Origin of the sequence: Pantoea sp. FN0305 (assembly GCF_050113845.1) — a bacterium.
Classification (GTDB): domain Bacteria; phylum Pseudomonadota; class Gammaproteobacteria; order Enterobacterales; family Enterobacteriaceae; genus Mixta; species Mixta alhagi.
The window spans coordinates 237,337-253,818 of the sequence record NZ_JBNJSN010000005.1; the positions used below are offsets into that span (position 1 = coordinate 237,337).

Below are 16,482 nucleotides of genomic sequence, written 5' to 3' on the forward strand. Positions count from 1 at the left end.
TACCTCATTAATTATGCAATTTGAATAGACGCTCCGCGGCCAATTGCATAATAAACAAAACCGCGTTTGCTAATTCTTTCTGGATCATACAGGTTACGACCATCAAAAATCACGGGTTGTTTTAAGGCATTTTTAATAACGTCGAAGTCTGGCGCACGGAAGTTCTGCCATTCGGTACAAATAACCAGCGCATCTGCACCCTGCAGAGCGGCTTCTTTTGTTCCCATCAGCTTCAGGTCCGTACGATGACCATAGATACGCTGAGCTTCATCCATCGCTTCTGGATCGAACGCCTGTACCGTTGCGCCTGCAGCCCACAGCGTTTCCATCAGCACGCGGCTGGACGCTTCACGCATATCGTCGGTATTGGGTTTAAATGAGAGTCCCCACAGCGCAAAGGTTTTACCCTTAAGATCGTCACCGAAATGGCGTTTGATAAAGGTCGGCAGCTTGAGTTTCTGATCATCATTGACAGCTTCCACCGCCTGCAGCAGACGAGGTTTATAGCCAATGGTTTCCGCCGTACGGATCAGCGCCTGTACATCTTTCGGGAAGCAGGAACCGCCGTAGCCGCAGCCCGGGTAAATGAAGTGATAGCCGATACGGGAATCTGAACCAATACCCTGACGCACTTTCTCAATATCCGCGCCCAGGCGTTCCGCCAGGTTGGAGATTTCATTCATGAAGCTGATTTTGGTCGCCAGCATGCAGTTTGCCGCATACTTGGTTAACTCAGCGCTACGGATATCCATCAGAATCAGACGATCGTGATTGCGGTTAAACGGCTCATACAGCTCACGCAGCAGCTCAACGACTTCATCGTTATCCGTTCCGACTACGATACGCTCAGGACGCATGCAGTCGCTTACTGCGGCACCTTCTTTCAGGAACTCTGGGTTAGAGACCACATCAAAGGTCAAATCCAGCCCACGCGCCTTAAGGGTTTCCTGCATGACGTTACGCACGCGGTCAGCGGTTCCGACCGGTACAGTAGACTTGTCCAGCACCACTTTATGCTCATCCATATATTGAGCAATGGTACGCGCTACCGCAGTAACATATTTCAGATCGGCAGAGCCATCTTCATCCGGCGGCGTACCCACGGCGATAAACTGCATAACGCCATGTTTAACGCCTTCTTCGGCATTGGTAGTAAAATTCAGTCGACCCGCTTCATAGTTTTGCTTAACCAGCGGCGTCAGACCCGGCTCATAAATGGGAATGATCCCTTTCTTCAGATTTTCGACTTTGTTTTCGTCGACATCAATACAAAGAACGTCATGTCCGACTTCGGCCAATACCGCAGCCTGAACCAGACCCACATAGCCGATACCAAATACGGTGACTTTCATTGCGTTATCCTGTTGCTGTGTGAATTACTTTTTATTTTCAACTGTATCGTTCAGCCACTGTTTGAAATCGCTGCCCAGTGACGGATGACGCAGACCATACTCAACGAAAGCCTGCATATAACCCAGCTTGTTGCCGCAGTCATGGCTAACGCCTTTCAGGTGATAAGCTTCTACGGTCTCTTTTTCCATCAACATGGCAATAGAGTCGGTCAGCTGAACTTCACCGCCTGCGCCCGGAGGCGTTTTAGCCAGCAGCGGCCAAATATCTGCAGAAAGGACATAACGACCAACAACGGCCAGATTAGACGGTGCTTCGTTGGCTTTGGGTTTTTCTACCACGCCAACCATCGGCGCGCTGTCGCCCGGCTGCAGTTCAGCACCCTGGCAATCAACAACGCCGTAAGCCGTAACGTCTGCTACCGGCTCTACCATGATCTGGCTACGGCCGCTTTCGTCGAAACGGTTCAGCATTTCAGCCAGGTTATCTTTGGTCGGGTTAGACTCATACTCATCGATAATGACGTCTGGCAGAATTACCGCAACTGGCTCATCGCCAACCAGCGGATGCGCGCACATTACTGCGTGACCCAGACCTTTTGCGATGCCCTGACGCACCTGCATGATGGTAACGTGTGGCGGACAAATAGACTGAATTTCATCCAGCAGCTGACGCTTAACGCGTTTTTCCAGCATCGCCTCCAGTTCAAAACTGGTATCAAAATGGTTCTCAATGGAGTTCTTTGACGAGTGCGTAACCAGCACAATCTCATTGATTCCGGCAGCAATGCATTCGTTAACGACATACTGAATTAACGGCTTATCAACCAGCGGCAACATTTCCTTTGGAATGGCTTTGGTTGCGGGCAGCATGCGCGTCCCTAAACCGGCAACGGGGATTACCGCTTTTTTTACTTTTGACTTATAGGCAGACATTAAGATACCTCTCTTATAGGCCGTTCAAGTTAATACTTGATATGTCGATTTAAAAAACGAAACGAGTATATCAGTTAAGGGGCGCCGGATTTATCCTGGATAACTTCTTCCCGGCTAAATTAAGATTATTACCCAAGTGTAAAAGTTATACTAAGGTCTGTCTGAGCGGCGCAAAAATAAAAAGCATTCGCTTGTTATTCAGGCGACAACATCAGACGCAGCCGCCCTCCATTTCCCCAAACCTGACATTGCCATGCATCGCCCTGCTGGTTAATTTGATTGAGATATGTACTGCCCATTGTGCCCAAAGGCACACCATTTCTGAGTTGTATTTCTTGCCCGCTAATGTTCAGCGTTGCGTTTAAGCCAGCAGAGACCAAAATCAGGTTTTTATAGGTTTGATGATAATACCCGACTAATAATGGAAACTGCCCCTTAAGATTTGCCTGGCGCAATAACAAATTAACCTGTTTAAGCACGCTGCTTAATTCAGGTAAACGCTGTTTCTGCCCGGAAAGCTGCTCCTGCAGTAGCCCGTTGAATAACGCGCGTAACAGCAGCGCAGCCAGCACGCCATTATCACCGGCACGCGTCACGTCCAGACAGTAAAAGGCCAGATCTTTATCCGATAAAGCCGCGATATCCAGGACCAGTCCAGGCTGTTCCGCCATCGTAAGCTGGCGATAGTTCATCCGGCAGTTAGCGATAACCTGCTGAACCGGCGGCTGCAGCTGTTTAAGTAGCTTGGCGGCCGCAGTGGGATCGCTGACTAATGCATCCCAGTCCTGAAACAGCTGCTCTTCTTCTTCAACCTGAGAAGTAAACATTGATGGATAGAGGCACTCGTAGACCGCCTCACGCAGGCGCTCCATATCTTTGATCGGTTTGAGCAGCACATCCTGTACGCCAAGGCGCAGAACGTGTGCTATATCGGACATCTGCTCGGTAGCAGAAATGACCAAAATGGGAACCTGGTTGCCGTTGGTGCGTAAGTGTTCCACTAACTTGATGCCATTCATACGAGGCATTTCTAAGTCGCAAATCAGCATATCGGGCTGATGGAAGCGCAACGTTTCGATAGCATCAAGACCATCGCTGGCTACCAATAGCGTAGCGCCAAGCGAGTACAAGAAATTTTCCAGCAGGGAGCGAAAAACAGCCTCATCTTCCACGATCAAGATCTGTTTTCCATTTAATGGTTTTTCCATTGTTTTCCCCCGTAAGCCAGATAACTCAATAGTGGTTCAAAAAACGCACTTGTGCCTGTCAGAATTGCCTGAAGTAACATGTGTGATTGACCCATTTTCATTACCGGCTCTGTACTAATGGTAATAATTCATCCATTTTTTTCTCAACTGCGGCTCTTCCGGCTGCAATCGCTTCCTCTGCACGATGAAAATCAAGCGTACTAATCTGGGGACAATAAGGCTGTATTAATACATCCGGCGGGTCCCCCGCCATGCGGTGACGCTTCAGGCGATTTTCAAGTACCTGAATTGAGGTTGTCATGATCTCCATCGCACCCGGCGAAAGAGATGTTCGTCGCTGTGTTAAATGTTGTGCCAAACGTTGGCGCAGCCTGCCGCGCCAGGATACAGATTCCTCCGGCATGTTTTGCATGGGTGTGGCAGAGAAAAGATCCTGCTGTATGAGATGCGCATCGTGCTGTAAATCAACAGCAATAACAATATCTGCCCCTAACGCTCTGGTCAGAGAGATCGGAACGGGATTCACCACCGCGCCATCCACCAGCCAATAGCCGTTATGTCTCACCGGCGGCAACAGTCCTGGCATACTGCAAGAGGCGCGTACCGCCTGATGCAAATCACCTTCGGTTAGCCATAGCTCTCGCCCGGTGCTCAGGTTGGTGGCTACCGCGCCAAAACGAATATGACACTGTTCGATAGACTCATCAGGCATTAAACGACGAATATGGTTAAATACGCGATTACCTCGCAGTAAACCGCCCCGCTGCCAAGAAAAATCCATCAACCGAATCACATCCCAGTAACCAAAGGATCTTACCCACTTTTCTAACAACGGCAATCTTTCGGTCGCGCAGGCTGCGCCAACCAATGCGCCAACAGAGCAGCCAGCAATAACATCAATACGGATCCCCGCACTCAACAACGCATCAATTACGCCGATATGCGCCCATCCTTTGGCAGCGCCTGAGCCCAGCGCCAGTCCTATTTTTACCTGTCTCATTGCATTCCTGTTTTCACCCCTTTTCATTGAATAGCGTTATATGTTCGGGTCAGATAACATAACGTAAAATAACGTCTTTCGCCCTGTTGTTGCAAAATCTGGAGTTCACGTGTCTGAAAATTGCCCATGCTGCAGCGGATTGCAGTATAGCCTATGTTGCGGTCCCTATCTAAGTGGCGAGCATATCCCTCCCAGCCCGGAAGCGCTAATGCGTTCCCGCTATACGGCCTATGCCCGACATGACGTTGATTATTTACTGGCGACCTGGCACAGCACGCATCGTACTTCACAACTGCGCCAGGCCTTATCTGAAAGTTTTCCACAAACCGTCTGGCAAGGGCTGACCATCGTCGCCCGCGAGGCGGGAAGTCATGATAATGAAGCTTATGTGACATTTTTTGCGCGTTATAGCGAAAATGGCCGCACAGGGGCGGTTTATGAACGCTCGCGCTTTGTCCGTGAGGATCAACGCTGGTACTATATTGATGGAACCGCACCCCAGGTGGGTCGTAATGACCGCTGTCCCTGTGGCTCCGAAAAAAAATACAAAAAGTGTTGCGGCCAGTAATGCTGGTGCCGTTCAGATCCACTGCTATCCCGCTTCGACAGGATTGATAACTCATGCAAGCGCAGAACTTACAACGTAAAGTACTTCGAACTATTTGCCCTGACGCCAAGGGCCTTATCGCCAAGATCACTAACATTTGCTACAAGCACGAGCTCAACATCGTGCAAAACAATGAGTTTGTCGATCATCGCACCGGGCGCTTTTTTATGCGCACTGAACTGGAAGGCATTTTTAACGATACGACGCTGTTGGCGGATCTGGACAGCGCGCTCCCGCAGGGTTCGGTTCGTGAGCTGCAATGTGCCGGACGTCGTCGCGTGGTAATTCTGGTTACCAAAGAGGCGCACTGCCTGGGCGACCTACTGATGAAAAGCGCTTTCGGCGGGCTGGATATGGAAATCGCCGCCGTTATCGGCAACCACGATACGCTGCGTTCGCTGGTAGAGCGCTTCGATATTCCTTTTGTTCTGGTGAGCCACGAAGGGCTGACGCGAGAAGAGCACGATAACCAGATGGCAGAGCAGATCGATCGCTATCAGCCTGATTACGTGGTACTGGCAAAATATATGCGCGTTCTGACGCCCGCTTTTGTGCAACGTTACCCGAACCAGATCATCAATATTCACCACTCGTTCCTGCCGGCGTTTATCGGCGCGCGCCCTTATCACCAGGCGTACGAACGCGGGGTAAAAATTATCGGCGCCACCGCGCACTACGTAAATGACAACCTGGATGAAGGCCCAATCATCATGCAGGACGTGATTAACGTTGACCACAGCTATACGGCAGAAGAGATGATGCGTGCGGGACGCGACGTAGAAAAAAATGTGTTAAGCCGTGCGCTATATAAGGTGCTGGGACAGCGTGTTTTTGTCTACGGCAACCGCACGATTATTCTTTAAGTTAAGCTTTACCGATGCCGGTTGTTCAACAAAGCGGCGTCGTGGGTAAAAAAACGGCGAACAGACCGCTTTTTTTCGTGGGGCGCTTTACAGCATCGTTTCATTTGTTATGATGCGCCCCGCTTTCAGGCAATATTGTCCTGACCCGTGGTGGGATTCCCGAGCGGCCAAAGGGAGCAGACTGTAAATCTGCCGTCACAGACTTCGAAGGTTCGAATCCTTCTCCCACCACCACTCTTCTGTTTCAGCGCAGAGGAATAAAACCCGCCGGGCATGTTGGCGAGTTTTACGGGCAAATCTGGCATCCATCATCTTGATGACGGATGAAGCTGAAAGCGACAATAAGAGCAAACCTGTTTTATCTGGTGGGATTCCCGAGCGGCCAAAGGGAGCAGACTGTAAATCTGCCGTCACAGACTTCGAAGGTTCGAATCCTTCTCCCACCACCATCTTTGTATACTCCCCCTGTTTTCAAACTCAGCGCTAATGCAGCACCTTCCCCCAGGGAGAAGGTGAGAAGCTTCGACAAGGTTCGCGTCGAGCAACGCGAGACAACGTGCGCAGCACGGCCCGCAGGGTGAGGAGCGCAGCGACGAGTCATCCTTCTCCCACCACCATCTTTGTATACTCCCCCTGTTTTCAAACTCAGCGCTAATGCGGCATCTTCCCCCAGGGAGAAGGTGAGAAGCTTCGACAAGGTTCGCGTCGAGCAACGCGAGACAACGTGCGCAATCCGGTTTACATACTGTCATCAGCAAAACATCTCTGTTAACATCCTGCCATCTTTTTACTGTGCAGTTATCGCAATATGAAATTCATCTCTTTCAATATCAACGGGCTACGCGCTCGCCCCCATCAGCTGGAAGCGCTGATTCAGCAGCATAATCCTGACGTTATCGGCCTGCAGGAAACCAAGGTTCATGATGATATGTTCCCGCTGGAGGATGTCAGCAAGCTGGGTTATCACGTCTTTTATCATGGTCAGAAAAGCCATTATGGCGTAGCCCTGTTGACCCGCGAAATGCCGCTTATGGTACAGCGCGGTTTTCCTGAGGATGATGAAGAGGCGCAGCGCCGTTTGATTATTGCGCAAATCCCCGCCCCATCCGGGAATATTACCGTGATTAACGGCTATTTTCCGCAGGGCGAAAGCCGTGACCATCCGACAAAATTTCCGGCAAAGGAAAAATTTTACCGCGATCTGCAAAACTATCTGGAAACCCACCTGACGGCGGACGATCGGGTTTTAGTGATGGGCGATATGAATATCAGCAGCAGCGATCTGGACATTGGTATCGGTGAAGATAGCCGTAAGCGCTGGCTGCGTACCGGTAAATGTTCTTTCCTGCCGGAAGAGCGGGAGTGGATGGATCGCTTGCTTAACTGGGGTCTGGTCGATACCTGGCGAGCCGCGAACCCCGCGTGCGCCGATCGCTTTTCCTGGTTTGATTATCGTTCAAGAGGTTTTGATGATAACCGTGGCCTGCGTATCGATCTGCTGCTGGCCACGCGTGCGCTGGCAGAGCGCTGTATCGATACCGGCATCGACTATCAGATCCGCGCTATGGAAAAACCGTCCGACCATGCGCCGATTTGGGCTGAGTTCCAGCTTTAAACAGCAGGCGTTGCGAGGCTTGTCGCAACGCCCTTGGTTATTTCACGATACGCCAGATCAGATTATTGGTGCCCAACGATTTCTCATCGCGTACGCACTGCAGTAGCACCCCTTCCGCTTTAACCACCGCGCCTTCGGTATAGCTACGATTTTCATAGATACAGCAACGCAAACAGGGCGGATTCTGCGAACGATTTTGCCCCTGCGTCCAGACTTCCGGCGGCATATCCACTATCACATCGCTGTTTATATCGCTCTGCTGATTACCGCCGCTATGATAATCATGGCGTTGCGCCTGCGCTGCCGTGCTTAACAGCAGTGCCAGCATAATTCCCCATGCCAGTTTCATTATTCCGTCTCCTTTGCTTTCGCCTTTTTACTACGACGTTTCTGGTTCCCGGCGGGTGCCGCTACGCCCCGAAAGGCGCGCGCCGAGCTTTGCTGACGCGCCAGCGCAATAAGGTCATGCAGCGTTGCGACCAAAGGCTGCATAAAATCCTGATAGCGACAGGCCTTTTCACTGATTTTCGTCAGCGTTGATTCCCACTGAGCCGTCATATCGGGACGCGCAGCCATTTCCGGCAGAGAGTGGATTAACGCTCTGCCCGCTTCGGTCGCATGGATATAACGGCCCTTTTTGGTCAGGAAGGCGCGCCGGAACAGCAGTTCGATAATGCCGGCCCGGGTTGCTTCCGTTCCTAAACCATCGGTCGCACGCAGGATTTTCTTTAGATCTTTATCCTGCACAAAGCGGGCAATGCCGGTCATGGCAGATAACAGCGTCGCATCGGTAAAGGGCCGTGGCGGCTGCGTTTGCTTTGCGGCGATCTCCCCTTTTTCACACAACAGCTCATCGCCCTTCGCTACCACCGGCAATGGCGTACCGTCATTCTCCTCATCCCGCTCTTTACTGCCCAGCAATGCTCGCCAGCCCGCCTCGGCAAGAAAACGCGCTTTGGCGATAAATTTACCACCAGCAATATCCAGCTCAATAATACATTTACGGTAAACCGCATCCGGGCAAAACTGCATCAGATACTGACGCGCAATCAACCCATAGATATTGGCTTCATTATCGCTCAGACGCACGGCGCTGCTGCGCGCGGTAGGAATAATGGCGTGGTGAGCGTCCACCTTTTTATCATCCCAGCAGCGGTTTTTACGGTTGGTATCGAAATCGGCCGGGGTTTTCATATCAGGCCGATGCGCACTAATGGCGTTTAATACCGCATGACGCCCGGCAAAATGCTCATCCGGCAAGTAACGACTGTCGGAGCGCGGGTAGGTAATCAGCTTATGGGTTTCATACAGCCGCTGGCAGGTATCCAGTACCGTCTGGGCACTCAGGCCAAAGCGTCTGGCCGCTTCAATCTGCAGACTGGAAAGTGAGAAAGGCAGCGGCGCAGTATCGTTTTCCCGCTTGTCCTGATAACCGGTGACATGCGCAGGCTGACCGCCAATGCGCGCCAGCACATGTTCCGCCAGCGGGCGATGCAATAACCTTCCCTCTTCATCCTGCCAGGGTTCACAGGCGTCGCTGGGCTGCCAGAGCGCCACAAATCGCTCCTCTTTAGGCGTGACGATATGCGCTTTTACTTCAAAATAATCTTTTGGTATAAAGTTTTCGATCTCTTCATCGCGCCGCACCACCAGCCCCAATACCGGCGTCTGCACGCGCCCCACCGACAGCACGCCGTCGTAACCAGCATTGCGCCCCAACAGGGTCCATGCGCGGGTCATATTTATGCCATACAGCCAGTCAGCACGGGCGCGAGCCAGCGCCGATACACATAGCGGAATAAACTCTTTGTTTTGTCGCAGACGGTTAATGGCGCGCTCCACAGCCTGCGGATTGAGATCGTTAATCAGGCAGCGTTGGACGTTATCACGTTTAGCAGCGGGCAGCGCCAGATAGTCCAGCACCTCATCCACCAGCAGTTGTCCTTCGCGATCGGGGTCGCCGGCGTGGATCACTTCATCCGCCTGCTCCAGCAGTTTTTTGATCACATTCAACTGTTTCGCTACGGAAGGACGCGGCTGTAAACGCCACTTTTCCGGCACGATAGGTAAATCCGCTAATGACCAGCGCGCATAGCGGCTGTCATAGCTGTCGGGCTGGGCCTGTTCTAACAGGTGCCCCACGCACCAGGTAACCATCTGATCGTTTCCACAGGCAATGTAACCATCGCCACGACGATGCGGTTTCGGCAGCACATCGGCAATGGCGCGGGCCAGGCTTGGCTTTTCAGCAATAAACAGGCGCATGAATGGGGCAAAGCTCTCTTAAGACAAGATAATAAGGAACACCGGCTTTAATCGGCATCAGACCGCTCGCAATAAGAGCGGTCATCTATGTTAACGCGTTCGCTCTGGCGTGATAAGCCATCCCTGCGGCGGAGTGGATAAAAAGCAGGATAATCAACTTATCCTGCCAAAACAGCGGCGCGCGATCTGTCAGAAATAACTGACAAAGGGGGCGGTATCAGGAGGTAAAACGGTGGTGGATGATTTTAACTGCGGCGTGCCCAGGTAAAGGAAGCCGACAATCGCATCCTGTTCGCGACAGTTAAATGCCGCTCTTACCGCGTCGTTATCAGTCCAGGCGCCGCTGCGCCAGATACCGTTAAAGCCCTGTGCGGCGGCAGCCATTTGCATTGCCATAACCGCACAGCCTGCTGATAACAGCTGCTCCCAACGCGGCACTTTATGATGCTCGACGCAGTGCGCAACCACGGTGATAATCATCGGCGCCCGGAACGGGGACTGCTTCGCCTTTTCAATGGCTTTATCATCCATGTTTCCGTCACGCGCAGCCTGCTCCAGCAGCGCGCTAAAGCGCTCTAATCCCTGCTTTTCAATAATATGAAAGCGCCATGGCTGTAGCGTGCCGTGATCCGGTGCGCGCATACCAGCGCGTATAATATTGTCCAGCGCTTCGCCCTGTGGCGCAGGCTCGGCTAAGCGCGATGCGGAACGACGGTTAACCAGTAAATCCAGTGCATCCATTTATGCCTCCTGATAATGATTAGCATTCACTGCAAACTAGCACAGGCTGACCTTTTGTTACAGCCGCGTGCGATTTCCTGCTGACATTTGCCCCACTGCTCTTTAGGATGTGGATGAAATTCTGGCAGAAAAGCTGCTTTTCTGTGCTCTGTCTGGTGATTATGGAGAAAACATGCGCACGTTGTGGCGAATCATAACCGGCTTATTTAAATGGACATGGCGGGTGCTGAACTTTGTTCGTGAATGCATCCTCAACTTATTTTTTATCTTTTTGCTGTTGATTGGCGTAGGGATCTGGCTACAGATTAAAAGCGTCAGCACACCGGCAGAGGTGCCGCGTGGCGCGCTAAAAGTCGATCTCTCCGGCGTGGTGGTCGATAAACCTTCGGTCAGCAACAAGCTCAGCAAAATTGGTCGTCAGCTGTTGGGTGCCAGCAGCGATCGTTTGAAAGAGAATTCGCTCTTTGATGTGGTGGCAGCGATCCGTCAGGCCAAAGAGGATGAGAAAATCACCGGAATCGTGCTGGACCTGCGTAACTTTGCCGGGGCCGACCAGCCTTCTCTGCAGTATATCGGCAAGGCGCTGCGTGAGTTCCGCGACAGCGGCAAGCCGGTTTACGCCAGCGGCGACAGCTATAGTCAGGCGCAATACTACCTCGCCAGCTATGCCAATAAAATTTACCTTTCGCCGCAGGGCACCGTCGATTTGCACGGCTTCGCCACCAACACGCTTTACTACAAAAGCCTGCTCGACAAGCTGAAAGTGACCTCACACGTTTTCCGCGTCGGCACCTATAAATCTGCGGTAGAGCCTTTCCTGCGTGATGATATGTCGCCGGCAGCGCGCGAGGCCGACAGCCGTTGGGTAGGCGAACTGTGGCAAAACTATCTGCATACCGTTGCCGCTAACCGTCAGATTAGCCCACAACAGCTTTTCCCTGGCGCGCAGGGGCTACTGAGCGGTTTGCAAAAAACCGGCGGCGATACGGCACTCTATGCGAAAGAAAACAAGCTGGTGGATCAGCTGGCGACCCGTGCCGAAACCGAGCAGCTGTTTACCAAACAGTTTGGCTGGGACAAACAGGATCAGGATTACAACGCTATCAGCATCTATGACTATCCGGTGAAGGATACCAGTTCGCAGAATGGCAATATCGCCGTGATCCTTGCGAATGGTGCCATTATGGATGGCGAAGAGACGCCGGGCTCCGTCGGCGGCGATACCACCGCAGCGCAGATCCGCGAAGCGCGGCTCGACCCGGCAATCAAGGCAATTGTACTGCGTGTAAACAGCCCTGGCGGCAGCGTAACCGCATCGGAAGTGGTGCGTCAGGAGCTGGCGGCAGCACGTACAGCAGGCAAGCCGGTGGTGGTTTCCATGGGCGGCATGGCAGCCTCTGGCGGCTACTGGATTTCAACGCCTGCTAACTACATTATTGCCAGCCCGGCGACACTAACCGGTTCCATTGGCATTTTCGGCGTAATTAATACGGTGGAAAATTCGCTGGATGCTATCGGCGTGCATACTGATGGCGTAGCGACCTCGCCGCTGGCGGACGTTGCCACCACCAAGGCGCTGCCGCCTGAAGTACAGCAAATGATGCAGCTCAGCATTGAAAACGGCTATCGCAACTTTATCGGCCTGGTGGCAAAAGCACGGCAGAAAACGCCTGAGCAGATCGATCAGATCGCCCAGGGTCATGTCTGGACCGGTGAAGATGCCAAAGCAAATGGCCTGGTCGATGCACTGGGTGATTTTGATGATGCCATTACTAAGGCGGCAGAACTGGCGAAGGTGAAGAATGTACAACTCAACTGGTTTGCCGATGAGCCTGCCTTTATTGACATGGTACTGGGCCAGATGGATGCTTCAGTACAGGCACTGCTGCCCGCTACGTTAAAAGCCTGGCTACCGGCCCCGATGGTGGATGTGGTAAGCGCCATGAAACAGCAGCCCGGGCTTCTGGGAACCCTGAACGATCCGCAAAACCGTTACGCTCTCTGCCTGACCTGCGGCGACGTGCGATAACTTTCAGCCCGGCCGGTATTGCCGCTGGTCGGGCTGCTCTTCCTGAGACTTTACCTTATACTGCGGTTTTACCGCCAAGCTGAGTCGCTTTTCATGCAAAAAAAATCCATTTACGTTGCCTATACCGGCGGAACCATCGGTATGCAGCGCTCAGAACAAGGTTATATTCCGGTTTCCGGCCACCTTCAGCAGCAATTGTCAGCCATGCCGGAGTTTCATCGTCCGGAGATGCCTGACTTTACCATTCATGAATATCAGCCGCTGATCGACTCCTCTGATATGACGCCACAAGACTGGCAGGCGATTGCAGACGATATTCAGCAAAATTATGCGTTGTACGATGGTTTTGTGATTTTGCACGGCACCGATACCATGGCGTTTACCGCCTCGGCGCTCTCTTTTATGCTGGAGAATCTGGCCAAGCCGGTAATAGTGACAGGGTCACAGATCCCGCTGGCGGAACTGCGATCTGACGGCCAGCAAAACTTACTGAACGCACTCTTCGTTGCGGCTAACTACCCGATCAAAGAAGTCTCGTTATTTTTTAACAACACCCTTTACCGGGGTAATCGCACCACCAAGGCCCATGCAGATGGCTTTAATGCCTTTGCCTCGCCCAATTTGCCGCCGCTGCTGGAAGCGGGTATTCATATCCGACGACTGAATACGCCCGCCTCCCCACAAGGCGAAGGCGAACTGATCGTTCATCCTATTACGCCTCAGCCAATCGGGGTGGTGACCATCTATCCGGGAATTTCTGCTGAAGTGGTACGCAACTTTCTGCGCCAGCCGGTAAAAGCACTGATTCTGCGCTCCTATGGCGTGGGTAACGCGCCGCAAAACGCCGAATTCCTGACTGAGCTGCGGGCAGCCTCCGAACGCGGTATTGTGGTGGTTAACCTTACGCAGTGTATGTCGGGCAAGGTGAATATGGGGGGCTACGCTACCGGCAACGCCCTCGCCCATGCAGGCGTGATCGGCGGCTTCGATATGACGGTAGAGGCTACTCTGACCAAACTGCACTATTTACTCAGTCAGCCGTTAAGCTGCGATGAAGTGCGGCAGCTAATGCAGGTCAATCTGCGTGGCGAGCTAACCTCTGATAACTAATAGCGGAGTCTGTTATGACCCAGGCGTTGATCCTTATCGATTTGCAGAATGATTTTTGTCCGGGCGGCGCACTGGCGGTGGCCGACGGCGACGCGACTATTGCCGTAGCTAATCAGCTGGCCGAAGCATTTCACCGGCGTGGCGAACCGGTGATTGCCACGCAGGACTGGCATCCGGCAAACCATGGCAGTTTTGCTTCGGTTTCCGGTAAGGCCGTGAATACGCTGGGCGAGCTGAATGGCCTGCCGCAGATTTGGTGGCCCGATCATGCTGTTCAACATACGCAGGGTGCAGAATTTCATCCGGCGCTCAGGCGCACGTTAATCGATAAAATATTTCATAAGGGTGAGCAGCCTGATATTGACAGCTACAGCGCCTTTTTTGATAACGGTCATCGCCGTCAGACCGGGCTTGATGCCTGGTTACGTCAGCAGGGCATCAGGCGTCTGGTCATGATGGGTCTGGCCACAGACTATTGCGTGAAATTTAGCGTGCTGGATGCGCTGCGGTTAGGATATGAGGTAGAAGTGATTGCTGAAGGTTGCCGCGGCGTTAACTTACAGCCGCAGGACAGCCAGCAGGCCTTAGCGGATATGGCGGCAAACGGCGCGCTAATCCGCCAGTAAGGCCATTATCCCGCCGTGCTGGCGGGATAATTATTGCAGCGTGATACGCGTGACGCTGTCACTGATACCGAACTCTTCTTTTAGTTCGCGTTTCGAACGGGTGACCAGCTCTCCGCCCGCGCCGATGCTCATATGCTGCGGCTGATGATTGTGCTGCGCCTGCCACAGCATAACCAGCTGCATACAGTGCTCTTTTTGCTCTTCCGTAAGCGCCACGCCATCTGGCCATTTTCCGATTTCTACCGCCGTTGCCAGACGCTGATAAATTTCGGGGGTCATTGCCTCGACTATCGCCTTGAGTTCAGATTTCATCGTATTAACCTTTAATCTGATTACCGTCATTATCGCTGAAGCTCAGCGAGGCCGAATTTACGCAGTAGCGTTCGCCGCTCGGCTGAGGGCCATCGGGAAAGACGTGGCCAAGGTGAGCGTCGCAGCTGCCACAACGAATCTCAATTCGCTGCATGCCATGTGAATTATCTTCCAGATAGTGAATCGCATCATCGCTGTAAGGCTGATAAAAGCTGGGCCAGCCGCAACCAGAATCGTATTTGGTTTCCGATAAAAACAACGGCGCGTTACATACCAGACAGTGATAAATACCTTCCGATTTGTTATGCAACAGCGCGCCGCTGAACGGCGGCTCAGTGCCCCGCTGCTGGGTAACATAACGTTGCATTTCACTAAGCTGGTTATCAGGCGTACGATCGTTCAATTCTTTAGCCATTTTCATCATCTCTGGCAGTGTTATTCTGGAAAAATCGGCTAGTATTCTAACAAACAGTTAACAAGAACAGCTTAATATTTTGTGCCTGGCGAATTTTCACCGCCGCTTAACTGTCAAACTGTGATGAAGATCACTTTCCAGTCAGAGCAGGCCTTTATATTCGGTAATCGAGGCGTAAAACTCCTGCGGGAGAATAGGCGCGGAAGCGGATTTTTACCTGCAAATTCACCATCACAGGTTTGATTTGTCGCAATAATTGACACGATTCCGCTTGACGCCTGGTAAGGATTTTGTAATTTTACAGGCAACCTTTTATTCACTAACAAATAGCTGGTGGAATATATGACTATCAAAGTAGGTATTAACGGTTTTGGTCGTATCGGTCGCATCGTTTTCCGTGCTGCGCAGCAACGTTCTGACGTTGAAATCGTTGCAATCAACGATCTGCTGGACGCGGAATACATGGCGTACATGCTGAAATATGACTCAACGCACGGCCGCTTCGAAGGCACCGTTGAAGTACAGGACGGCGCGCTGATCGTAAACGGCAAAAAAATCCGTGTTACCTCTGAAAAAGACCCGGCTAACCTGAAGTGGGACGAAGTCGGTGTTGACGTAGTAGCGGAAGCAACCGGTATCTTCCTGACCGACGAAACTGCACGCAAACACATCGCTGCTGGCGCTAAAAAAGTGGTTATGACCGGCCCGTCTAAAGATGACACCCCGATGTTTGTTCGTGGCGCTAACTTTGACAAATATGCTGGCCAGGACATCGTTTCTAACGCATCCTGCACCACCAACTGCCTGGCACCGCTGGCTAAAGTTATCAACGACAAATTCGGTATCGTTGAAGGCCTGATGACCACCGTTCATGCAACTACCGCAACGCAGAAAACCGTTGATGGCCCGTCTCACAAAGACTGGCGCGGCGGCCGTGGCGCAGCTCAAAACATCATCCCATCTTCTACCGGTGCGGCTAAAGCCGTAGGTAAAGTTCTGCCGGAACTGAACGGTAAACTGACGGGTATGGCGTTCCGCGTTCCGACTCCGAACGTTTCCGTTGTTGACCTGACCGTACGTCTGGCTAAGCCTGCTTCTTACAAAGAAATTTGTGAAGCCATCAAAGCCGCTTCTGAAGGCGACATGAAAGGCGTTCTGGGCTACACCGAAGATGCCGTGGTTTCTACCGATTTCAACGGCGAAACCCTGACTTCTGTGTTCGATGCCGCTGCCGGTATCGCACTGAACGACAACTTCGTGAAACTGGTTTCCTGGTATGACAACGAAACCGGCTACTCTCACAAAGTTCTGGATCTGGTCGCGCTGGTTGCTTCTAAATAAGTAACGGTGACAGACTAAGCTTAGAGGGCGACTACGGTCGCCCTTTTTTATCGTCTGAATTCCAG

Annotated in this window: 16 protein-coding genes, 2 tRNA genes and 1 other RNA gene; 10 read left to right on the top strand and 9 right to left on the bottom strand. The window is 52.2% G+C overall.

From position 1 onward, the window contains the following. Positions 1-11 precede the first annotated feature (11 nt). From ACQE3Y_RS12140 to rssA, 4 genes are all read right to left on the bottom strand, one after another. Positions 12-1,352, bottom strand: coding sequence for a UDP-glucose dehydrogenase family protein (locus ACQE3Y_RS12140; RefSeq protein WP_426972410.1), 1,341 nt, complete (start codon positions 1,350-1,352; stop codon positions 12-14). A 24-nt stretch (positions 1,353-1,376) separates the two neighbouring features. Further along, on the bottom strand, positions 1,377-2,285 hold the full coding sequence (galU, locus tag ACQE3Y_RS12145; protein WP_250650074.1) for a UTP--glucose-1-phosphate uridylyltransferase GalU: 909 nt from the start codon (positions 2,283-2,285) through the stop codon (positions 1,377-1,379). 194 nt (positions 2,286-2,479) lie between these two features. Beyond that, positions 2,480-3,493, bottom strand: a complete 1,014-nt coding sequence (gene rssB, locus ACQE3Y_RS12150; protein WP_426981769.1) for a two-component system response regulator RssB — start codon at positions 3,491-3,493, stop codon at positions 2,480-2,482. 100 nt (positions 3,494-3,593) lie between these two features. After that, a complete protein-coding gene (rssA, locus tag ACQE3Y_RS12155) occupies positions 3,594-4,493 on the bottom strand; it encodes a patatin-like phospholipase RssA (RefSeq protein WP_426972408.1) in 900 nt (299 codons plus the stop codon). A gap of 109 nt (positions 4,494-4,602) precedes the next feature. On the opposite strand from rssA, the gene ACQE3Y_RS12160 reads away from it, so the two are divergent. The 6 genes from ACQE3Y_RS12160 to xthA all read left to right on the top strand — a co-directional run bounded on the left by ACQE3Y_RS12160 (position 4,603) and on the right by xthA (position 7,578). Beyond that, positions 4,603-5,061, top strand: coding sequence for a YchJ family protein (locus ACQE3Y_RS12160; protein ID WP_085071567.1), 459 nt, complete (start codon positions 4,603-4,605; stop codon positions 5,059-5,061). 53 nt (positions 5,062-5,114) lie between these two features. Then, positions 5,115-5,963: a formyltetrahydrofolate deformylase gene (gene purU / locus ACQE3Y_RS12165; RefSeq protein WP_085071566.1), complete on the top strand. Its 849-nt coding sequence runs from the start codon at positions 5,115-5,117 to the stop codon at positions 5,961-5,963. 149 nt (positions 5,964-6,112) lie between these two features. Continuing rightward, positions 6,113-6,197 (top strand) — tRNA-Tyr (locus ACQE3Y_RS12170). A 130-nt stretch (positions 6,198-6,327) separates the two neighbouring features. Next, positions 6,328-6,412, top strand: a tRNA-Tyr gene (locus ACQE3Y_RS12175). Positions 6,413-6,455: 43 nt separating this feature from the next. Continuing rightward, positions 6,456-6,580: non-coding RNA, RtT sRNA (locus tag ACQE3Y_RS12180), on the top strand. A 191-nt stretch (positions 6,581-6,771) separates the two neighbouring features. Then, a complete protein-coding gene (xthA, locus tag ACQE3Y_RS12185; protein WP_085071565.1) occupies positions 6,772-7,578 on the top strand; it encodes an exodeoxyribonuclease III in 807 nt (268 codons plus the stop codon). Between the two features lie 37 nt (positions 7,579-7,615). On the opposite strand, the gene ACQE3Y_RS12190 is transcribed toward xthA, so the two are convergent. The 3 genes from ACQE3Y_RS12190 to ACQE3Y_RS12200 form a co-directional block, all read right to left on the bottom strand. Continuing rightward, entirely contained in the window at positions 7,616-7,927 is a 312-nt protein-coding gene (locus tag ACQE3Y_RS12190; RefSeq protein ID WP_085071564.1) for a YnjH family protein, read from the bottom strand. Next, entirely contained in the window at positions 7,927-9,843 is a 1,917-nt protein-coding gene (locus tag ACQE3Y_RS12195) for a DNA topoisomerase III (RefSeq protein ID WP_426972407.1), read from the bottom strand. Before ACQE3Y_RS12195 ends, ACQE3Y_RS12190 begins: the two co-directional genes overlap by 1 nt. A 189-nt stretch (positions 9,844-10,032) precedes the next feature. Next, positions 10,033-10,584, bottom strand: a complete 552-nt coding sequence (locus ACQE3Y_RS12200) for an NAD(P)H nitroreductase (RefSeq protein WP_085071562.1) — start codon at positions 10,582-10,584, stop codon at positions 10,033-10,035. A gap of 172 nt (positions 10,585-10,756) precedes the next feature. Between ACQE3Y_RS12200 and sppA the strand changes: the two genes are divergently transcribed. From sppA to pncA, 3 genes are all read left to right on the top strand, one after another. Beyond that, on the top strand, positions 10,757-12,613 hold the full coding sequence (sppA, locus tag ACQE3Y_RS12205; protein ID WP_426972406.1) for a signal peptide peptidase SppA: 1,857 nt from the start codon (positions 10,757-10,759) through the stop codon (positions 12,611-12,613). Positions 12,614-12,706: 93 nt separating this feature from the next. Then, complete coding sequence (gene ansA / locus ACQE3Y_RS12210) at positions 12,707-13,723, top strand: asparaginase (protein ID WP_250650079.1); 1,017 nt, start codon at positions 12,707-12,709, stop codon at positions 13,721-13,723. A 14-nt stretch (positions 13,724-13,737) separates the two neighbouring features. Next, a complete protein-coding gene (gene pncA / locus ACQE3Y_RS12215) occupies positions 13,738-14,349 on the top strand; it encodes a bifunctional nicotinamidase/pyrazinamidase (protein WP_426972405.1) in 612 nt (203 codons plus the stop codon). 30 nt (positions 14,350-14,379) lie between these two features. Here pncA and ACQE3Y_RS12220 read toward each other — a convergent pair whose 3' ends face one another. Both ACQE3Y_RS12220 and msrB read right to left on the bottom strand, forming a co-directional pair. Next, positions 14,380-14,661, bottom strand: coding sequence for a YeaC family protein (locus ACQE3Y_RS12220; protein ID WP_426972403.1), 282 nt, complete (start codon positions 14,659-14,661; stop codon positions 14,380-14,382). A 4-nt stretch (positions 14,662-14,665) separates the two neighbouring features. After that, a complete protein-coding gene (gene msrB / locus ACQE3Y_RS12225) occupies positions 14,666-15,076 on the bottom strand; it encodes a peptide-methionine (R)-S-oxide reductase MsrB (RefSeq protein WP_085072347.1) in 411 nt (136 codons plus the stop codon). Between the two features lie 342 nt (positions 15,077-15,418). Here msrB and gapA point away from each other — a divergent pair, with 342 nt between their 5' ends. After that, entirely contained in the window at positions 15,419-16,417 is a 999-nt protein-coding gene (gene gapA / locus ACQE3Y_RS12230; protein ID WP_250650083.1) for a glyceraldehyde-3-phosphate dehydrogenase, read from the top strand. Positions 16,418-16,482 lie beyond the last annotated feature (65 nt).